Below are 19,635 nucleotides of genomic sequence, written 5' to 3'. Positions count from 1 at the left end.
ACAACCTCTATTGCTGCTCTCTTGCTATCCGTTGCACACTCGACAGAGATATACCGACACGCTTGGCTATTTCAGGCTTCGGCAGTCCCTCCTCTAACAACGGTATGACTTGGTTTCGTTTAAGCATGGCTGTTGGCTTTCGTCCCTTGTACTTGCCTCGTTGTTTGGCCAAGGCAATCCCCTCTGCTTGTCTCTCCAACATCAGTTCGCGTTCAAAGGTAGCGATAGCACCAACCATCGTCAGCATTAGCTTTCCTGTTGGGGTCCCTGTATCAATTCCCAGATTCTGGATTTGAAGGGAGACCCTCTTCTTCTCCAAGAGCTCTGCTATCTCCAGTAGATGTTTAGTGTTCCGTGCAAGTCGATCCAACTTGGTGACTATCACGACGTCACCTTCTCGGACAAACTCCAACATCAGCTTTAACTGAGGTCGGTCGCCCTCTGCTCCACTAACCTTCTCCTGAAATACCTTGTCGCAGTCAGCTAATGCCTTCAGTTGTGCGTCTAGGCTTTGTCCCGTAGTAGATACACGGGCGTACCCTATTTCGGCCATAGATAACTCCTGTTCAATAGGGCAAGGTACACTGACCAAGCCCTTCAGAAGGTGCAAAGGGACCCATGTGACACGGGGAAAGGGTCCTTCTACCACCGTGTCACACAGGCTTGGTTTAATGACTTTGCATACAGTTAGTTACGGTTCTCTTGATCTCCTTTATCAAGAGGCTCTTCCCAAGCTTCCTCGTCGGACAAATAGCGTTCGGTGAAGGCCTGGATAAGTATCGGCACTATGGTCAGTAGTGCGGCTTTAGCGACCCGTCTGAGTAGTTCGTTAATGATGTTCTCCTTTTGATGGTTGATAACAGGCAGCCAAAGGCTCACCACATGGGTCCATGTAGTGACGAATTGACTGCAATTTGGTTGTTAGGGACGTCTTAGGCTTAGTCCCAAGTGACGGTTAGTTGATAGACACCTAACCCTAGGTAGTAGCGGAAGTTGGATTCCCAAATCCGGTAAAGGCCTCGGAAGTGGTTTAGCGGATACTCCCCCATGTAAGCCTGATACCCTGTTCCATTTGATAGATTGAAGTCCAACTCTTTCTCCAACTCAGGATAAATCTGGCCAAAGAAGGCAAAGTCAGTGATATACACCAAACGCCATCCAGAAGCCGAGTCAGAGCGTTCCAGTCGAATTTCAACCGGGTGATAGCCCCCATGCTCCACTGAGTAATTGGGATCTCGGAAATTGAGGGTTACGCCGTCAGAACATTGAACATTAGGGTGTTCCTCCAACGTTCTCCGTAAGATGCCACTCAGAGTGACATTTACGGGTAGCCACCGGCGGGCTTCGGTCAAATCGATATGCTTACTATCAATCATAACCAGCCCCTCTCTGCAAACGACACCACATCCACTTGCCCGATAACCAGATGATCCAGCACAGACACATCCACAGTGGCCAGAGCGTTCACCAGACGCTCTGTAATACGTCTGTCGGCTGAGGAAGGCTCAGGTATACCTGAAGGATGATTATGGGCAAATATAACCGCTGCGGCGTTCCGTGAAAGAGTCAACTTAACCACCTCTCTGGGATATACAGCAGCGGCGTCTATGGTGCCAAAGAACAGCTCTTCACAAGCAATCAATCGGTGTTGGCTGTCCAGTAGCAGAACGGCAAACACCTCTCTCTCGTACCCCGCCATCCGGAGCATAAGGTAATCCTTTACCAGAGGCGGAGAAGTAAACACCGCTGTTTTGACATTGTGGTCCTGATATCGGGACTCCAGGATGCTTATCGCCTCCCGAATGACCCTCTCTTGGTATTCACCATTGCCTTCATTAGAGGCTGCCGGTTTCATTGTCAGTTGCATAGCAAACCCTTCCTATTGATTTAGTTCAGGTTTCTTATGCCTCAAAGGGATGCGATTGATTAACGGTATAAGGAAGATACTGTCCTGATCCAGCATTATGAAGAAAGCCATTGACATATTATGTCTATAGGAGCACTATAGTGTCCTATAGACACAATAAATCAAACTTTGAGGAACTATAATGATTTCTATAAACTACGATCATCTACTAGTTGATGGCGAGTTCACCCAAACATCCCGGGATGCTCAAATCAAAGGAGCCGACGAAGCAAGACTTCTATTCTTTTCTGTAGAAATAGTTCCTTTTGAAGAAGATCCCAATCGTAAGCTAATGAATCTTCAAGGGGAGATGAAAACAGGAGAACTTCGCAACCGGGAAGAAATTGCACAGTTTCTTCTTTCGAAGGGATTTATTCACGATACAATCCTTGTAACTCGGGACGATAAGATTTATGCATCACATACTAATATAAGTTTCGAGGAACTAAGAATAATAACGTTGCAGATAATCCATTATCAATCAACTGGTACATGGTCTGACGATTAACTACTTTGACGATATATAGCTTTTCTGTGTAACTGATAGTAAGTGTTAAGCTATCAGTTACCAATAGTTGTTTCTAATGAAGATGAGCATACCAAACATTTGGGCTATGAAAGACACAGTCTCAGCTGTCTTACTTATAATTCCCTACAACGTCGAAAGTGCTATCTTAAGTCTTTGAGTTTTCTTTATAAATAGTGATTTTGAAAACGATTCATCACCACTTCATAAAAATGAAACACTTAAGGTAAGAAAAGCTATCGCATAAATTTTGCATATCTAATTTAGTTTTCTTCAAAAGCCCTCTGAATAAGGGGTTTTGATTTCTCTAAATCCTCAAGAGACCTAATGGTCAGCTCTACATTACCAGTCCCCCAATGCCCAATATGAGTGACATCCCGGCTAAAGCCATCCTCCATCGCTATTGATTCAGGTTCCAGTTTCAATAACAGTTGCAACTTTGGATCTTGCTTGGGCAACACTATGATAGAGATGAAGTTCTTCATCCTCCTAAACGCACCGTACAGCTTGAGCTGCTTATAATGGACGTCATCTCCAAGGCTAGCAGCAAAGTCTATTACATTATCGTACAAGAGTTTTAAGGAGGCTGGAGCCAGTTCTAACTGCTCCAAGTGAGTCTTCATGTTATAAGAAGCCCTTTGCTTGGACTTTGTTGATAGTTCGCTCTTTGGGCCTGACAACTGGCCTGACGCAGCCACAACGTTAACTAACTCCAGCATTAGTAAATCATCGGCAAACAACTTATAACGCAGCAGTTCAATGTTGCGATTTATCTGCTGTACAGCATGTTCATCGTACTTGGTAAAGTCTCCAGCGATACATAGAAGACGAGTGCCTTCCCATTCAATACCTTCAGCAGCCTTGGTACCTAATACCTTCATCACCAACAGTTGGAATTCAGCCTGATGATCCAACAACCAATCGAGATAAAACAGCCCTTGATTAATGACGTTTTCATTGGTGTGACGTTTGTACTCTATAATCACCGGGCAACCATTTTCATCTAATCCCAGCGAATCAATACGGCCTCTATGGGTCTTACCAGTGTTGTATTCAGTGGCAAGAAACCGAACTCCGAGGCAAGCCTCCATATTTCTTTCAATCAACTGCTGTAAATCTCTTTCGACCACAGCAGTCTTTCCTTCAAGTTCAGTCACCTCATCTGAGTTACACTTAAACAGCTTGATATCGCTCAATCCTTGTTCCCCTTAATCATAGATACAGGTGAGATAACATCTGAAACAGAGAATGTTACTCTTTAAATACACCAATGATAGACTCACTAACTCCCTTATAGAGAGGAAATCTCACACTAAGCAAGTTCCTTTAAAGTAGGATATATGGTCAATCCAATTGATGTAAAAGCTATCAAATATGGAGCATAAACATCCAGTGACTCTCGGTACCTCACTTGGGCATCCCACCAATGTTTCAGAACCACACATAATGCTAGAATCGAATTCTTGGGGTGTTTAATATTGACAAGATAAACACGCTCAGATTTGTGACTGCCATAGTCATAGCTTAAGTCATATTGAATCTGAGCATTTAGTAGCCAGTTTAATAAGAACCGCTCTTTAAGTGTCGAACTTTCATCCATTCTAAATTCTTCATCATTATACCCTGCGAAACTTGGAGCAATACTAACCATATAACCCTCCTCATGTTCGCTGTACTCACAAGATTGATAAAAGAAGGGATCATCTAAAATTTTGCTAGTCCACTCTTTAAATACTGATCTTTGATAAATGCACGCATACGAGTAATACCTGATCAGTACGAAGCAAGTAGAGAGTAATAGTAGATTTGTAATATTACTGACATTCGCGAAGGTCACTTTAAGGAACGGTGTGCTCGCCTCAGACACCTTGGCACCAGTAAAATACATGCAAATTAATATCATAGACAATCCAACGAGTAATCGTCGTTTATTTGCTAATGGTTTATCGTTATGGATTGTCTCGCTAAGTACGCTCGGTCTCATATTGTTTATTTTTCAGCCAGAATTCTTATGGTATAAGATATGTGAATTAGCATTTTAAGACGATGTTAAATGGGAAGTCTACCAATAGCCCCTTTTACTGACCAGTTGTTATTTCACAGATTTTCCCTATGGACACATCTCACTTCTCCCCCGCAATCTCCCCAAGTTGGCCTATGCCGATTTTGCTTTGGAGCCTGTTTCCCCAAAACCCAAGAGTAGTCAGCATTTTGAAGGATTTAGGGCATTGCTCTGCCAATTTTCTAATGATTTCTTAAAAGTCCCTAAGGGAATAAAGATAAGAATACTTTAGTCAGATTGCCGATTTTTCAGCAGAGGGTCAGGATGGCTGAGTAAGGTATGACATCAACTGACCTACAACTCCGCTAACCCATTGTGATACCTGCGTTATAACCATTTCGAAAATCATGCTTCATATTCATGAATAAATTTCATGTAAGCAAATCTCCAAGTCTAGCTTGCGGTTTTGCCGAATCCTCCTGTAAACGTCATTTAGGGGCTTTCATGGCTTGTCAAAATCGATTAAAACTATAAGTAACAAGGGGGTGACACAAAATGCCCTCTGGGAGATCACTATGTTTAATCAAGATGTTAGCAAGGAGGTGTCGGTACAAGGTAATACAACTGATAACTTCAAAGTGCCCTTTGAGCTGTTGAAGAACCAGTTGGGAAAGACCCTCTTCGAGGTTAGCCGATTGCCAGTCCAAAGTGGATTACTGCAAACCGGCAATATCAGCCTCGCCAAACTGTTGGCCAGGCGTTGTGGATATTCACTAAGAACTGCCAGGCGTCATATCAGGCGTTTGGAACTGGCTGGCTTAATCACCAGACAGACTAGTATCACCGCTGCCGGAATGCAGTCGGTTAACCTTTATCAACGTAGATTCGATTGATGAGGTGTAAATGCCCCAGCAGGCAACCTAGGAAGGTAATCCTGCCGGGGAAGAGCCCAAACAAGGCTCGAAGGCCAAAATAGCAGGTTTTCTCAATAGTTATTTTAATCTGCTGGCCTTAGTTTCAAGGAGATGTCCTTATGACATCATTATGTTCAACTCTTACCTGTAATACCCAACCAACTCTGAAACAGCTTGGATTTGCTGGCATTAAGGCCATGTTCGATCTGCCAGAACTGATTTGCCAGCTAACCGGCAACAACATCAAGCCAACGCAATCCGACTGCTGCCAACTTGACGACGATGTATGCCCCTTCTGTGGTCATAAAGGCTGCTTTAAGATTTACCATACCGACTCTGAAGAGCAGCACTATCACTGCTATTCATGTAATGAGCATGGGGACATCTTTAGCTTTTTAGTAACCTGTAAGCTCGCTAAAAATGCCTCTGATGCCGCCAACAAACTGCTAAGTGGTGAGATTAAAGGGGTTACCATCAACACCCAGCCCCGCCCACAAACCACCAGAGCAGCTCAAGACGTTCCTCAGTTGACCCCGGAGCAGTTGGAGCAACGTCAGGCGTTGCTGGAGGATGCATGGGAGTACTATTGGGAACCCATGATTGAGGAAGACAGCAAGCCGTTATCGTGGCTGATGGCTAAGCGAAAGCTGAGTTCAGACACTTTGATTGACCTAGGAATTGGATACAGCCGCGGTGAACTCTGGCGCCATCTAACAGCTAAAGGATACGATCTTGATGAGCTCTATGATTCTGGACTGGTGCAAAAAGGCCAATTTAGCCCCAGGGATTACTTCCCCAAGGATGTCTACATCTTCCCTCACTATGATGAGCAGAAACACATTTGCCGCTTTACCTTTAAGGATCCCACTAAAGCCAAGCAGTTTCAATTGCCCAAGAAGTACTGGCTGAACGACATCCAGTTTTATGGGCAAGATACAATGGACCGCTCGGGCTGTGTTGCCTTGGTTGAAGGTGAACATGACCTACTGGCTTTGGTAGAGCATGGCTGGCAAGGTCCTGTGCTGGCAACCAATGGCCAGTTGGGTCAGTCACAACTGAATTGGCTCGCTGAACGACTAAAAGATCGGCAACTGATCACCTTCTTCGATAATGATGATGCCGGTAACAAGTATCGAGAACGAGTCGCCGCTCTAGGGTTGCCATCCTTAATCCAAGTGACCTTGCCAGAAGGTGATGGCAAGGATATCGATGAATACCTTCGCGGCGAGAGCCCGTTGAGTCTTGAAGAGTTAGTCAGCACGTGCGGTACGCATTATCCACCAGCGGAAGCCAGCCCAGAGGAAGCGTCGGCAGAGGCTGAAGATACACCAGCAGCCACTGCAAGTATTTGGGACTCCATAGACCCAAACACCTTCAATGACGTTGGCAATGCCAAACGGCTCAGTACTTTATGGGGTCGCGTCGTTGCTTTTGTTCCTGAATTTGGTCAGATGTATCGCTTCAAGTACAACATCTGGGAACCTACAATGGATTCTGAATTACAGGCAGCCAGCGAGGTAGGAAACAATATCATCAAGCACGGTATGATGGAAAAGTGTGCAGCGGCAGCAGCCAATGAGGAGGAGGCTTTCAAACTCGCCGATAAATACATTCAGTTTGGACGCAAAAGCCTAGAGCGTAAGAAGCTGGTGGATATGCTGGAGGTATACAAATCGAGCCACCAGATCAAAGCGAGTACTTTGAACTGTGATCCAATGAAGTTTGGTGTCCGGAATGGTGTCATAGACCTCAATACAGCAAAACTCTTGGCACCAAGCCCAGAGATGTATATCAGCCGCTGTAGTGAGGTAAGCTATGACGAATCGGCTATCTGCCCTCGTTGGGAGCAGTTTATCGATGAGATTACCTGTGGGGATAAGGAGTATGGCCAGCTACTGCAACGGATTGTTGGTTACACTTTAACCGGCCGTACTGATGAGCAAGTGATGTTCTTCTTGCATGGCCATGGCTGTAACGGCAAGAGTACCTTTATGAACATCCTGCAACGACTGATGGGGAGTTACTACCACCAGATAAGCAGTGATGTGCTATTGCAAACCAATGGCAGTGGTAAAGGTCCCAATCCATCTCTTGCCAAGCTGGTGGGTAGTCGGCTGGTGGTGGCCAACGAGCTCCCTGAAGGCTCTCGTATGGATGAGAACTTGGTTAAGTCCATGACTGGGGATGACATCATTGTTGCCAGGCAGCTCTACGCCAAGCATGAGCTGGAGTACAGACCCATGTTCACCCTGATGATAATCGGTAACCACAAACCGGTTATTCGTGATACCAGTCCTGGAATGTGGCGACGGATGATTTTGCTCCCCTTTAACGCCAGCTTTACTGGTAACCAGTTAGACCCAAAGCTTATGGAAAAGCTCTACGCAGAGCTGCCGGGCATCCTCAACTGGGCCATTAAGGGAGTACAAATGTGGCTTGAGCGAAGCATTAAGGGCTCATTACCAGCAAGTATTCAAGCAGGAATTGATGAGTATCGTCATGAGTCAGATCTGCTTGCTAACTTCTTGGAAGAAATGACCATAAGCGAACCGGAGAGCTATATCGCAACAGATGAGCTATACGACGCCTTCCGTCGTTGGGCAGAGAGAGATAGTGACTGGAAGATGACTCGCAACATCATGACTAAGCGGCTAAAGGATAAAGGGTTTACCAAGGTTAGGAAGCAGAACAAGGCCTGTATTCAGGGATTGATGTTAAAACCCAGGATGGAAGGTAACCATGACTTCTACAGCTCTGTTGTTACTGCACTTGAGCCTAAATACCATGCCTAAAGATTGGTAATAAAGTGTACGTCAGGGGGAAGGCCCCCTGACAGCACTTAGTATTCCTAATACATTTGAGGGATTGCTATACGGGGCATCTTATTGATGGCGGTGTGTAGATCTGCGTAGCTTCCATATCTTCTACCAACATTACCGGCATTGGAGTGACCTGTGATTGCATTCTGAATATCCTCCCGCATAACTTGACGGGCCTGGGTAATAAATCGGTGGCGAAACGCATGCAAAGGCTTAAGCTCTTCAAACAATTCGATGTTGGCTTCCTGAAACTTCCGCTTTAAGTACACCGCAACCCCATTGTGAAGCTTACCAGCCGCATTTGCTTTCAAGAGCGGGAACAGGCGACCATGTGGCGGAAGTGATTTAACGTACCGAATGAAACCGAGTTCAATCAATGCATCACATATCGGCACCTTTCTCGCTTCATTATTTTTCACTGACTGCCCTTCTCTAGCGTCACGAATGTGGATGTACCAAAACGAGTTATTAGCCTCTAGTTGCTCGATATCACGAACGTATAGCTGTGCGATTTCTTCAGCTCTAGCACCCGTGTAGGCTAATAGAACGGGTAACCAATAAGGTGCTGCACCATATCGAGCCAGTGTTTTAGGTTCAAGCTCACGAAACATGGATAAGGAGAAGATCCTGGCCACCTCGGATTCTGAATAGCCTCGCTCTCTCAATGATGACTTGGTTTGGGGCTTAGGGGATACACCATGGCACGGATTGGAAGGGATAACGTCTAACCTCACCGCCTCTTGGAAGTATCCTGAAATCAGATTTAACTCTTTCTTAGCCGTAGCAACTGTGATCGTAGCTAGCCCTTGAGCTTTGGCTGCTTTGGCTTGCTCTGCAAAAGGCAACCTTCTGATATCCGCTTTAGGCTTTACTGGGCATGTAATGATAAAGGTAAAGAAGCTCCGGAGCTCAAGCTTGCCAATGCTACCTATAGGTTTATCACCGAAGAACTCAACTGCTCGATTACAAGGTTGCGTCCTATCTTGCAACCATCTGTGTAACTTGAAACCATCAAAAGTCATTCCCTTTTGGGTGTTAACCCATTCAAACAGTTGACGGAGGGTTGACTGGTTAGAGATAGCCCCCTCTGGACTATCTACTTGAGCTCGGTATGACTCGTTTGCATCAGAAAGGACCGTAAATCCCATGTCGGCCAATTCTTGATGAATACCTTTTAGCAGAGTCGACTGGTTAGAAACAGGGTATGTTTGAGTGAAAGGTCCCCGATAGGGCAAGCCTCGTATTGCATCACGACGTGCCACCCCTTCCCTATCAAAAGCCGAACTACAAAACGTTTTACATTGCTTTGCAAGAGCCTTGGCAAGGTAGAGCCTCGGTTTGAAAGCAGATAGACTGAGCCCAGATAGCATCAGGGCTTCATCGATGAATGATGCCATATGTTTAACAAATTTCTTCTCTACGGCTTCCCTGCCATGTACGTAGTAATTGCTGAGAGCTGCTTCTTCAAGCTCCTCAAACAAGTCATGATTGTACTCAACTCCTTCATCAGTCTCCCTGATGTAACGGGCCAATATCTCGGGCTGGTCAAGCCTGGAGGCTTCATAGGTCACCCAACGAGATACGATAGCATCTAAGTCGCTATTACTGATGGTGCATTCTTGCTCTTGGTTAGCAAGCCTGATCCTCGCCGTTGCAACCAACGCTTCCAATTCCGCAACTGCTGCAGATGCCCTTTGCTTTGCTTCTTTGGCATCCTTGGTATCGAGACTGCGTTTTAACTCTGATTTACCTTCAAGGAAGGGTCTGAGTTCGACAGGAATGACCTTCCTGACCTTGTATACACCGGTCTTAGGATCGGGCTTAGGTTGAATCATAAATGCCATCTCTTTTGTACCACCTTTTTGTACCACCCCAAGGTGCCAAAGGTTGGGAACATTGACTTATTCATCCACTATAATTCAAAGTGTTATGATTATAAAAGCAAAAACCTAACCATAAGATCAGAGTCTTTAGACTTGGCAATGACGGATGTATTCGAACCGTCAATTCAAACGGGCATTCGGCACCACTCCGGGCCAATTTGTTCAAACAGAAAAATCATCAAGATGGAGTCAAGATTGACCATTCACAATCAGCAATCATCATGCGTTCAGGAACTTAACCGGGGCCGCGAATTTTTACGGGGTACCCTGGCGGTAATGCCGCTGACTTTAGCTGTTATCCCCTGGGGAATATTGGCCGGCTCGCTGGCACTGGAAACCGGACTCAGCGCCTTAGAGAGTCAAGCCATGAGCCTGTTTGTTTTCGCAGGCTCGGCGCAGTTGGTCGCCCTCGGAATGATAAAGGCAGGTTCAGGCCTACTGGCCATTTTGGTTACCACGGCATTGATTACCTCGCGTCATCTGCTGTATGCCATGGCGATGCGTCCAGCCATCAGCCCTTTACCTCTGCGCTGGCGCCTGACACTGGGTTTTCTGCTCACGGATGAACTCTTTGCGGTTGCCAATCAAAGCAAGGAAAGTCCCCTTAGGCCCTGGTACGCCCTGGGAGCTGGTTTGAGTTTTTATCTTGGCTGGAATCTGGCAACCCTGGCCGGAATTCTTGCCGGCAGCTCTATGGATAATCTCGGCTCTCTGGGACTGGATTTTGCCATCGCAGCCACCTTTATCGCTTTGGTGGTGCCGAGGATAGTCAATGTTGCCACCGCCTTATGTGTGCTCACGGCCATGTTGCTGAGCGTCCTGTGTGAAGCACTGGCTATCCCGGGTGGCCTGCTGATCGCCGCCGTAACCGCCATGGCTGTGGGGTATATCTATCAAAGCCTCTTGGGCAGCAGTCCTGTTAAACCGGTTGAGACAACACAAGATAAAGGCGAGGAGCAGGCATGATTTGGTTAACCATACTGACAATGGCGCTGTTGGTGATACTCAGCCGTTATTTACTGCTTGAGCCCGGGCTGCCGATACGGCTTGGCAAGAAAACCCAGGCTTTCCTTGGCTTTTCAGCGCCGGCGGTATTAAGCGCCATCTTCGCCCCCATAGTGTTTCTGCGAGACGGCGAGTTGCAACTGAGCCTGAGCAATCCCTACCTCAGCTGTGCACTGCTGGCGGCCTTACTGGCACTGCTGACCCGCAACACCCTGCTGACCACTATCGTCAGCATGGCGGTATTTTTCTGGATCTACTGAGGTCTCAGTCAATCACGGCTTTGGTGGCGGCCGCTCCCGACCAGGCCCGCAGCTTGTGGCCGGCAACGGCGTAATAAAGGATCATCCCATAGCAGGGAAGGAGGATCCCGTAGGCGCTTTGATGAGGCACACCCTGATGCACCAAGGCGCCATAGAGCAAGGGCAGCAAGGCGCCACCGGCTATGCCCATGATGAGCAGTGCCGAGGCCACAGCAGTCAGGCGGCCGAGCCCTTCCAGCGCCAGCGGCCAGACAGCGGGCCAGACCAAGGCGTTGGCAAAGCCAAGTAGCGCAAGGTAAAGCAAGGGATCCGGCAGCGGCATTATCCCCAAAGGTTCGAGCAAGAGGCTCGACAGCTGCATGCTGGTTTCATCTCCAAGCATGATCCCCAAAGTAAACACCAACCCAGCCAGCGCCGAGCCCACCAAAGCGCTGCGCTGACTCATTACTCTTGGGATCAAGAGTATGCCGAGCAAATAGCCCAGCACCATAAATCCCATGGTGTAGGAGGTCAGAATGCCAAATTCGGCCACTTTAAGATGCTGGCCATAGAGGCCTATGCTGTCACCGGCAATCACTTCGGCACCTATATACATAAAGAGAGTCAGTGCTCCGAGAATAGCCTGAGGATAGGCCAGAATGGCGCGCCAATCTGTTCTCGGTACCAAGCTGTCACAGCTTTTGACCTGGCAGCCCTGTTCAAGTTGCAGTTCGGGCAGAGGCGAAAATCGCACATACAGCAGCAACAGAGCCAAGACAACCGCCATCGCCAGGTAAGGCTGCACCAAGCGGGCAGACAGTTGCTCCAATGCCGCAGTGCGCTCAAGCTCACTGAGCTGTGCCAACGCTTCCGGCGTAAAAGCATCCATACCTGTCAGCACCCAGGCACTGAACACCAAAGGAACAATAAAACCGGCGCCCTTGTTGACCACGCCCATACAGCTGATCCGCATGGCGGCGCTTTCTCGCGGACCAATGCAAACAATGTATGGATTGGCCGCGGTTTGCAGTATGGTAAGGCCGGTTCCCAGAACAAACAACGCCAGTAAAAACAGGCCAAAGGTGTGGCTCAGCGCCGCAGGGATAAACAGCAGTGCGCCACTCGCCATTACCCCAAGGCCAATCTGTAGCCCGGCACGGTAACCGAAACGGGTCAACAGCCCGGACATAGGCAAGGCCATCACGAAGTAAGCGATATAGAATACAAAGGCCACAAGATAAGCTTGCAGCTCATTGAGTTCACAGGCGATTTTCAGAAAAGGGATCAGTGCACCATTGAGCCAGGTTACGAAGCCGAATACAAAAAAGAGTATTCCAATCAGCACCATGGGCAGTAAAGTACCGCCTCCTCTATTCAGGGTGTTATTGTCCATTGTCGGCATCTCCTCTTGTTATTGTTATTCTCTGTCAATGATTATCCAGCTGCTGCCAAGGACAGATGTCCCTTGAAGCTGCTTATTTTTCAAACGCTTTTGCTGCGAACTTCGGCGCCCGCTGCAAGCCTGCCGCCTTGCCAGCGCTTTGACTGATACAGGGCATCGTCAAGCAGCAGCAAGTCAGCCCGCATGCCTTCGGCCAACATGCCTCTGTCATTCAGCCCGGCAAAAGCGGCTGGAGTACTGCTGGCCATGGCAACGGCCTGCTCCAGCGGGATCCCCAGCACCTTGACGGCATAGCGAACCGCCGTTGTCATCTCCAATACTGAGCCGGCCAAAGAGCCGTTGAGATCCCTGAGCTCAGTACCGCGGCGCACAACTTTACCGCCGAAAAATTCAAACTCCTGCTCTTCAGAGCCCACAGACGACATGGCATCTGTTACCAGCATCAAACGTCGACTCCCCTTGGCACGCCAGGCGAGAGTGGCGCTGACCGGGTGCAGATGATGACCGTCGAGAATAATGCCGCAAAATGCCCTTGGGTCACTGAGCGCCGTTCCCACCATGCCGGGAGCACGCGACTCCAGCTGTGACATGCCGTTATAAAGATGGGTAAAGCCGCTGGCTCCGGCATCCAGCGCCGTCATCACGGTTTCGGCATTGGCATTGGAATGCCCCAACGACACTCTGACACCGAGCGCCACCAGGCGGCGAACATCTTCAGGCCCTACCCTCTCGGGAGCCAGAGTCACCACACAAACACCCAGTTGGGACACAGCCTCGGCGTAGAGCGCCAACTCAATATCGCCAAGCTCTCTTAAGCGTGCTTCACTGTGGCACCCCTTACGCTCCAGTGACAGATGCGGCCCCTCAAAATGGATCCCGGCTATGCCGTCAAGACCGGCTTCCCTGGCGCTGATGGCCGCCGCAAGTGCCGCTTGCATTACCCTGATATCGTCGCTGATAAGCGTCGGCAACATGCTGGTGGTGCCGAAACGGCCATGGGCGTCCAACATCAGCTTAAGCGTCTCAACGCTGGGCTGCCGGTTGAACATGCGGCCACCACCACCGTTGACCTGAGTGTCGACAAAACCGGGAACCAGAAGGCCTGCATAGTGAGTTGCCGCCTCACCTTCCTTGGGCGCCTTGGCAATGGTATGAATACGGCCATCGACTATCCGCAGCCAAACCTCACTACTGCGGCTCATTTGCGGCCCGAGCAGGGCACCATAGGCACCAATCCAGAACGGGGCCTTGTCAGTGTTGCTGTTCATGCCAGCCTCCGGTCAACAGGGTATCCATATCCGCTACCTGCTCGTTGGCGCTCACGCTATTGCTCTGTTCCACTCTAGTCGCCAGCGCCTTTCCCAGCATGGCGGCGCCGCGAACGCCACTGGCGGCGCCGAATTGAGCGGCGCAAAACTCGGGCAACTGCACCCCATTGAACATATGCCTGGCGGTAGCCTGCGGCAGCGCCGCCAAAATTTCCGGCACTTCGCTCAAGCCGCCGCCGAAGACAAAGATGTCCGGATCCAGACTGAGGATCTGTCCGGCCAACACACTGCCCAGGGCATCCAGATAAGCATCGAAACTGCGTTTGGCTATGGCATCACCGGCGCGCAGCGCCGCCAGCCAAGCGTATGTATCACCCTCGCCGCCAAACTCCCGGTAGATACGACCAAGGCCTGTGCCCGAGACATAGGTTTCGGCGCAGCCTTTAAGGCCACAGCCGCAATCATAAAGCGGCAAGCCATGGCGCAGCAGCACGCTGGCCGCCATGCCCTGATGGCCGAACTCGCCGGCCAGACAGTGGGCGCCGGTGATAAGCCGCCCTTCGATACAGATCCCGCCGCCAAGCCCGGTACCGAGTATGAGCCCAAGTACTCTGGCATGATCTTTCCCGGCTCCCAGTAAGGCTTCGGATAGGGCGAAACAACGGCAATCATTGCCAAGGGCCACTGGACGCGACAACAAGGCGCCCAGATCTTCGGCCACTTTACGCTGATTGAGGCAAGGCACATTGCTGGAGACCACAGTGCCATCGGCGCGGATCACCCCGGGCAGGGCTATCCCCACAGTGCCCGGGATGCCGGACTCGGCCGGCCAGCGCCTGTCGGCCTCGCTTATCTGCAAGGCGAGTGAGGTCAGAAAGCTCTGATAATCGTCACCCTGAGTCGCAATGCGCCATTTATCCAACAAACGCAATTGTGGACTGAACACCGCCAGTTCTATCTTGGTACCACCGATATCCACACCGTAGTACATGGCTCAATCCTCTGTGTTATCCAGGCTGCCGGGCCGAGTATAAACCGCAAGCGAATGCAGCTTCACCCCCTGCACCACTCTATTGACCTGGCCACTGGGACAGGGATTATCCGGTGACACCCCAAGCTCCAACGCCTTGTAAAATGCAAGTAGCTGACAGTAAACAATAAAGGGCAGTGTCAACCAAGCCTCTTCCAGACTGGCCTGACCATCTTGGGCCAGAGCCTCTTCACTCAGATAACAGATATCCAGCGCCCGCTTATCGGCGCGCAGCTCTGCCAGAAGATCCAGATCATAGGCTCTGGCATAGGGCTCAGAGCTGCCGAGCAGCACTATCTGGGTATCTTCATTCACCAGTGACTTGGGGCCGTGACGAAACCCCAGCGGACTCTCAAAACTGCTGATCACTATACCGGCCGTCAGTTCAAGGTACTTGAGCGCCGCCTCCTGAGCCGCCGCCTTGAGTGGCCCAGCGCCGAGAAACACTATCCGCTTGCAGCAATGGCCCGCTGTTTGCTGCACCCCGTCGAGCCGGGTTTCGAGCAGTTGCTCCGTCAGTGTCAGCACCCTGGATAGCGATTTGTCTTCCTCGGCAAACAACAGCAGGGTCGCCAGATACATACAACTGAAGCTGCTGGTCATGGCAAAGCTGCGGTCGTGGCTGTCTTGGGGCATCAACCACAAACAAGCCTTGTGACTGTGTTCGGCCGCATAGCTGGCCAAGGCTCCCTCAGGGTTACAGGTCAGCAGCAGATGACTGACATCTGTCAGCAACTCATCGGCCAACGCCATCACAGCCAGGGATTCAGGGCTGTTTCCAGAGCGGCCATAGGAGACTATCAGAGTCGGCTGCAATGGGTTGAGATGCAGCCTGGGGTGAGAAACAATATCCGTGCTGGACAAGGCTTCCACCCTCTGGCCCGGCAATCTGAGTTGCCGCTGTAAAGAGGCTGCCAACGCCTCGCCGATATAAGCCGAAGTACCCGCGCCGGTGAGAATAATCCGCAGATTGTCCTTGGCCAGCAAGGGATTGAGAAAAGCGCTGAGCTGCGCTTCCCTGTGTTTGAAATCGGCCTGTAATTCGCGCCAGAGAGTCGGCTGCTGGGCTATCTCGGTCGCCGTCCATTTGCCACTCTCCGGCGCTTGCCAAAGCGGGTTGGCGGCAGATTTTGGATACAAGTGGGTCTTTGATAGGTCACTGACTTGCATTGATTTATCCTTCGATGGCAGCAGGCTGACAGGCGCTGGCATAACGGTTAAGCACCAGGCCGATATGATGGAGTACCAGCTCAATCGCCGTGGCAGGCAGCTCGCCTCTGACCACGGCCGGATAGGCCAGCGGCAGATATTGGCTGATAAGAGGCTCGGGAATGGGGTTTGCCAGATTGGCCAGAAGCTTGTCTATGGTCAGTGACAATTCGGGCCAATAGTAGCGGATCCTGTCACTGTAACTAAATCCCAGTTGCCAATCCCGCAGCGCAGGATCTGTATAGAACGACTGCCAGTATTTGGGCTCAGACAGCATCTTCTGCTCACACAGTGCTCTAAGCCCTGAGCGTTTCGCCGCCGGCACCAGCAAGGCCTCTATATGATCCAGGGCAAACAGCCCCTCGCGCAGGGCAAAAGTCAACTGCGGCCCCACCTTGAGAATGGCAAAATGGCCGGCCACCAACTGGGCGTAATGCTCCGGCAGTTGATAATCTGTGGAGTGGGCTTCAAACACCAGGTTGGGCTGCTCGCGAATAAAGCGGCTCTGCTCCTTGGTGAGCGTATCATCATACTGATGTACCCCGGCATTGCCGAACTCCACCCCCGGCTGCACCACCAGCGCAATCACCCGCTGCCAAACCTCCTCCCCAAGCCCTTTGGCGGCAAAGGCCTGTTTGTGGGCGCTAATGGTGTGTTTCATCGCCGCGACCGGGGTGACCTGCAGCCCCTCCTCCAGCGAACTGACACCACCGGGAGCGGGTACTTCAGTGCCTATCACATAACAAAGCTGTTGCCCCGGCGCCTTGGCCGCTTCTGCGGCGCGGCACAGTCTGGCGGCGCGCGCGGCAATCACCTCATCGGCAAGGGGCGTTTGTTCCTGATGACAAGCCATGCTGGCATCCAGATGAATTTTACAAAATCCCGCCTCGACATAGGCCCGCACCATGGCTTCGGCCTCGGCCATCGCCTGCTCGGCAGTCAGGTGTTTCCAGGCCACCGGCCCCAGGTGATCGCCGCCGAACAGCAACTGCGCTTCGGCAACACCTTCACTTTGGGCCAGGCTCTTCACAAAGGCGATAAAATCGGCGGGGGTCATGCCGGTGTAGCCGCCGTGCTGATTGACCTGGTTGGCCGTAGCCTCAATCAGCAAGGGCGCCCGTTGCCGCGCCGCATGACGCAGAGCGGCGCGCAGTACCAGCGGCTGGGCCGAACAGACGGAATAAATCCCCGCCTGCTGCCCGGCCTTGTTGGCCTCAATAATGGATTTGAGTGCAGACATGCTTACCTCAACCTACAATGCCAAGCGGTTTGGCGCTCTGCCACACGCCACGGGTAAAGTCGGGGAAATCCTTGGAGTTACCGCGATCGGCCACTGAAGCCGCCGACAGAGGCTGCACCGCCGACCAGGCCGCACCGTCATACACATCCTGATCCAGCGGCTCGCCGTTACGCAGGCAGTAGATCATCCGCCAGCACATTAAAAAGTCCATGCCGCCATGACCGCCGTTCTTTTCGGCCGCCTCGCCCATCTGCAACCACAGCGGATGGTCATACTTGGCATACCACTGGGTCATATCCTGGTCCCAATGGTGGAAGCTGCCACTGCCGCCCTGCTCCAGTGCTATGCGGTTGGGGAAACCGGCAAACATCCCATTGGTGCCCTGAATCAGGTTATGGCGGCTGTAAGGACGCGGCGTTGTGGTGTCGTGTTGCACCATGATGGTTCGGCCTTTAACCGTCTTAATAAGACTGGTATTGATATCGCCGCAGATATAGTTGAGCTTGTTGCGGGCATGGTCGGCGGGGAATTCACGCTTGGCATAGGCTGCGCGCCCAAGCGACGGAGAGCTCATGGAAGTGAGATAGTCGAACCTGTCCCCGCGGTTGATATTCATGTACTGGGACACAGGCCCCAAACCATGGGTAGGATACAGGTTACCGTCAATCAAGGCGTGATACTTGGTGCGCCAGGAGCCCGTCTTGCGATCTATCTCCTTCATCTGCCAGCGCAGCTCGTGAATATAAGCGGCCTCACCGTGCAGCAGTTCACCGAACAGCCCCTGGCGTACCATGTTGAGCACCATCAGCTCGTCGCGACCGTAGCAGACGTTTTCCATCATCATGCAGTTGCGCTGGGTTTGCTCGGCTGTGTCCACCAGATCCCAGAGCTGCTCCATGGTGATCCCCATAGGCACTTCAACAAAGGCGTGTTTGCCGGCCAGCATAGCCTCTTTGGCCATGGGGTGGTGCCATTCCCAAGGTGTGGCAATGACCACTATGTCCACATCCTGGCGTGCCAACAATTCACGATAGGCGTGTTTGCCCTGGGAATAATAACCGGGCTGGGCCAAGCCTGCGTCACTCATTACCTTCTTGGCACGTTCTATGACCAGGGGATCGGTATCGCAGATAGCTGTTACCCTGGCACCTTCTATGTTGTTGAAATGGTGAATAAACCCAACACCTCGCTCACCGACGCCGATTAGCCCCACCCGCACTTCGGCCATTTTCGGAACCACCAGCCCCATGACAGAGCGGCCACTGGACTTGGGTGCCAGTGCAGATGAACCGGCATTGGCGGCGCAGCCAGCCAGCGCCGAGGCAGCAGCTGTGGCCACCGAAGCTTTCAAAAAGGAACGACGATCAAAACCAGACATAACTTCTCCCCTTGTTATTTGTTTTTATCTATCAGGTGCAGCTGCACCCCTTGCTTGGTGAGTTCTTCCACATAGCGCTCGGGAATGCCGCTGTCGGTCACCAGTTGCTGGATCTGCCGACTGGCACAAATTACATGAAACGCCTGTTGGTCGAATTTAGATGAATCGGTAACCACTATTATCTCGCTGGCAATCTCACACATCATGCGGTTGAGACTGGCTTCCTTCTCAAAATGGGTGGTGAGACCTGCCTTGAGATCAAAACCATCCACCCCGAGGATCAGCTTGTTGAAGTTGTAATCCCTGAGGCTCTTCTCGGCGATAGAACCATAGAAAGACATCGACTTCTTACGCAGCAAGCCGCCGGTGAGCATCACCTCAACGTCGTCGGAACGCGCCAGCTCAGTGGCTATGTTAAGGCCGTTGGTCATCACAATAAGATCTTGATGTTCAAGGAGGTTGGCCGCGACTTGCTGGGTAGTGGTGCCCGAGTCCAGCAACAGGCGGTCGCCATCATTAACCAAAGAGGCCGCCACCTTGCCCAGCTCCTGCTTCAGTGCCGAATAGCAGTGGCCCTTCTCTTTCAGTGACAGTTCACGAATAAGGTCGGAGTTGACCATGGCGCCGCCGCGGGAGCGCACCAACAATTGCTTTTGATCCAATACCGCCAGATCCGAGCGTATGGTGACTTCCGAGACCCCGAAGCGATTTGCCAGCTCGGTGACCGACACCTTTCCCTGTTGCTGGGTCAGCCGGACTATCTCCTGCTGCCTCTCAATAGTGTTGAGATTATTCACTGCACTCTTCCTGTTTT

At 50.9% G+C, this 19,635-nt stretch carries 18 protein-coding genes and 1 pseudogene; 5 read left to right on the top strand and 14 right to left on the bottom strand.

Annotation, left to right across the window (positions count from 1 at the left end):
- Positions 1-7: 7 nt before the first annotated feature.
- From E1N14_RS08165 to radC, 4 genes and pseudogenes are all read right to left on the bottom strand, one after another.
- Positions 8-553 carry a recombinase family protein gene (locus E1N14_RS08165; protein ID WP_025009846.1) on the bottom strand — a complete coding sequence of 182 codons (546 nt, stop codon included), beginning with the start codon at positions 551-553 and terminating at the stop codon, positions 8-10.
- 134 nt (positions 554-687) lie between these two features.
- Positions 688-879, bottom strand: a complete 192-nt coding sequence (locus E1N14_RS08160) for a hypothetical protein (protein WP_025009845.1) — start codon at positions 877-879, stop codon at positions 688-690.
- Positions 880-938: 59 nt separating this feature from the next.
- On the bottom strand, positions 939-1,376 hold the full coding sequence (locus E1N14_RS08155; RefSeq protein WP_025009844.1) for a DUF2787 domain-containing protein: 438 nt from the start codon (positions 1,374-1,376) through the stop codon (positions 939-941).
- A pseudogene (gene radC, locus E1N14_RS08150) lies at positions 1,373-1,744 on the bottom strand (RadC family protein); the annotation flags it as partial. The pseudogene radC and the gene E1N14_RS08155, both read right to left, overlap by 4 nt.
- A gap of 304 nt (positions 1,745-2,048) precedes the next feature.
- Here radC and E1N14_RS08145 point away from each other — a divergent pair.
- Positions 2,049-2,414: a hypothetical protein gene (locus E1N14_RS08145; protein ID WP_025009842.1), complete on the top strand. Its 366-nt coding sequence runs from the start codon at positions 2,049-2,051 to the stop codon at positions 2,412-2,414.
- 281 nt (positions 2,415-2,695) lie between these two features.
- Here E1N14_RS08145 and E1N14_RS08140 read toward each other — a convergent pair whose 3' ends face one another.
- Both E1N14_RS08140 and E1N14_RS08135 read right to left on the bottom strand, forming a co-directional pair.
- Complete coding sequence (locus tag E1N14_RS08140; protein WP_025009841.1) at positions 2,696-3,628, bottom strand: DUF5655 domain-containing protein; 933 nt, start codon at positions 3,626-3,628, stop codon at positions 2,696-2,698.
- Between the two features lie 116 nt (positions 3,629-3,744).
- A complete protein-coding gene (locus E1N14_RS08135) occupies positions 3,745-4,083 on the bottom strand; it encodes a hypothetical protein (RefSeq protein WP_152134887.1) in 339 nt (112 codons plus the stop codon).
- Positions 4,084-5,009: 926 nt separating this feature from the next.
- Between E1N14_RS08135 and E1N14_RS08130 the strand changes: the two genes are divergently transcribed.
- Entirely contained in the window at positions 5,010-5,327 is a 318-nt protein-coding gene (locus E1N14_RS08130) for a helix-turn-helix domain-containing protein (protein WP_025009839.1), read from the top strand.
- 140 nt (positions 5,328-5,467) lie between these two features.
- On the top strand, positions 5,468-8,140 hold the full coding sequence (locus tag E1N14_RS08125) for a phage/plasmid primase, P4 family (protein WP_062793641.1): 2,673 nt from the start codon (positions 5,468-5,470) through the stop codon (positions 8,138-8,140).
- 56 nt (positions 8,141-8,196) lie between these two features.
- On the opposite strand, the gene E1N14_RS08120 is transcribed toward E1N14_RS08125, so the two are convergent.
- Positions 8,197-10,011 carry a site-specific integrase gene (locus E1N14_RS08120; protein ID WP_062793642.1) on the bottom strand — a complete coding sequence of 605 codons (1,815 nt, stop codon included), beginning with the start codon at positions 10,009-10,011 and terminating at the stop codon, positions 8,197-8,199.
- Positions 10,012-10,245: 234 nt separating this feature from the next.
- On the opposite strand from E1N14_RS08120, the gene E1N14_RS08115 reads away from it, so the two are divergent.
- Both E1N14_RS08115 and E1N14_RS08110 read left to right on the top strand, forming a co-directional pair.
- Complete coding sequence (locus tag E1N14_RS08115) at positions 10,246-11,016, top strand: AzlC family ABC transporter permease (protein WP_243888828.1); 771 nt, start codon at positions 10,246-10,248, stop codon at positions 11,014-11,016.
- Entirely contained in the window at positions 11,013-11,315 is a 303-nt protein-coding gene (locus E1N14_RS08110) for an AzlD domain-containing protein (RefSeq protein ID WP_025009838.1), read from the top strand. Before E1N14_RS08115 ends, E1N14_RS08110 begins: the two co-directional genes overlap by 4 nt.
- A gap of 4 nt (positions 11,316-11,319) precedes the next feature.
- On the opposite strand, the gene E1N14_RS08105 is transcribed toward E1N14_RS08110, so the two are convergent.
- The 7 genes from E1N14_RS08105 to agaR all read right to left on the bottom strand — a co-directional run bounded on the left by E1N14_RS08105 (position 11,320) and on the right by agaR (position 19,618).
- Positions 11,320-12,687 (bottom strand): MFS transporter, encoded by a 1,368-nt coding sequence (locus E1N14_RS08105; protein ID WP_037436631.1) that lies wholly within the window; start codon positions 12,685-12,687, stop codon positions 11,320-11,322.
- Positions 12,688-12,776: 89 nt separating this feature from the next.
- Complete coding sequence (nagA, locus tag E1N14_RS08100; protein ID WP_081782891.1) at positions 12,777-13,898, bottom strand: N-acetylglucosamine-6-phosphate deacetylase; 1,122 nt, start codon at positions 13,896-13,898, stop codon at positions 12,777-12,779.
- 49 nt (positions 13,899-13,947) lie between these two features.
- On the bottom strand, positions 13,948-14,955 hold the full coding sequence (locus tag E1N14_RS08095; protein ID WP_082813115.1) for an ROK family protein: 1,008 nt from the start codon (positions 14,953-14,955) through the stop codon (positions 13,948-13,950).
- A 3-nt stretch (positions 14,956-14,958) separates the two neighbouring features.
- The gene (locus E1N14_RS08090) at positions 14,959-16,164 is read right to left on the bottom strand and encodes an SIS domain-containing protein (protein WP_082813116.1); all 1,206 of its coding nucleotides are present in this window, start codon (positions 16,162-16,164) and stop codon (positions 14,959-14,961) included.
- 4 nt (positions 16,165-16,168) lie between these two features.
- Positions 16,169-17,443, bottom strand: coding sequence for a class II D-tagatose-bisphosphate aldolase, non-catalytic subunit (locus tag E1N14_RS08085; RefSeq protein ID WP_062793643.1), 1,275 nt, complete (start codon positions 17,441-17,443; stop codon positions 16,169-16,171).
- A 7-nt stretch (positions 17,444-17,450) separates the two neighbouring features.
- A complete protein-coding gene (locus tag E1N14_RS08080) occupies positions 17,451-18,821 on the bottom strand; it encodes a Gfo/Idh/MocA family protein (protein ID WP_025009834.1) in 1,371 nt (456 codons plus the stop codon).
- A gap of 14 nt (positions 18,822-18,835) precedes the next feature.
- The gene (agaR, locus tag E1N14_RS08075; protein ID WP_025009833.1) at positions 18,836-19,618 is read right to left on the bottom strand and encodes a transcriptional repressor AgaR; all 783 of its coding nucleotides are present in this window, start codon (positions 19,616-19,618) and stop codon (positions 18,836-18,838) included.
- Positions 19,619-19,635: the final 17 nt, after the last annotated feature.

The sequence above is a fragment of the Shewanella algae genome, assembly GCF_009183365.2.
GTDB classification, from domain to species: Bacteria; Pseudomonadota; Gammaproteobacteria; order Enterobacterales; family Shewanellaceae; genus Shewanella; species Shewanella algae.
The sequence above is the reverse complement of the archived record's forward strand: the minus strand, read 5'-3'. Positions and strand labels throughout refer to the sequence as shown.

Coding starts and splice junctions, on each gene's coding strand:
- E1N14_RS08165 (WP_025009846.1), bottom strand. CDS start 553: ATGGCCGAAATAGGGTACGCCCGTGTATCTACTACGGGACAAAGCCTA.
- E1N14_RS08155 (WP_025009844.1), bottom strand. CDS start 1,376: ATGATTGATAGTAAGCATATCGATTTGACCGAAGCCCGCCGGTGGCTA.
- E1N14_RS08145 (WP_025009842.1), top strand. CDS start 2,049: ATGATTTCTATAAACTACGATCATCTACTAGTTGATGGCGAGTTCACC.
- E1N14_RS08135 (WP_152134887.1), bottom strand. CDS start 4,083: ATGGTTAGTATTGCTCCAAGTTTCGCAGGGTATAATGATGAAGAATTT.
- E1N14_RS08130 (WP_025009839.1), top strand. CDS start 5,010: ATGTTTAATCAAGATGTTAGCAAGGAGGTGTCGGTACAAGGTAATACA.
- E1N14_RS08125 (WP_062793641.1), top strand. CDS start 5,468: ATGACATCATTATGTTCAACTCTTACCTGTAATACCCAACCAACTCTG.
- E1N14_RS08120 (WP_062793642.1), bottom strand. CDS start 10,011: ATGGCATTTATGATTCAACCTAAGCCCGATCCTAAGACCGGTGTATAC.
- E1N14_RS08110 (WP_025009838.1), top strand. CDS start 11,013: ATGATTTGGTTAACCATACTGACAATGGCGCTGTTGGTGATACTCAGC.
- E1N14_RS08105 (WP_037436631.1), bottom strand. CDS start 12,687: ATGGACAATAACACCCTGAATAGAGGAGGCGGTACTTTACTGCCCATG.
- nagA (WP_081782891.1), bottom strand. CDS start 13,898: ATGAGCCGCAGTAGTGAGGTTTGGCTGCGGATAGTCGATGGCCGTATT.
- E1N14_RS08095 (WP_082813115.1), bottom strand. CDS start 14,955: ATGTACTACGGTGTGGATATCGGTGGTACCAAGATAGAACTGGCGGTG.
- E1N14_RS08090 (WP_082813116.1), bottom strand. CDS start 16,164: ATGCAAGTCAGTGACCTATCAAAGACCCACTTGTATCCAAAATCTGCC.
- E1N14_RS08085 (WP_062793643.1), bottom strand. CDS start 17,443: ATGTCTGCACTCAAATCCATTATTGAGGCCAACAAGGCCGGGCAGCAG.
- E1N14_RS08080 (WP_025009834.1), bottom strand. CDS start 18,821: ATGTCTGGTTTTGATCGTCGTTCCTTTTTGAAAGCTTCGGTGGCCACA.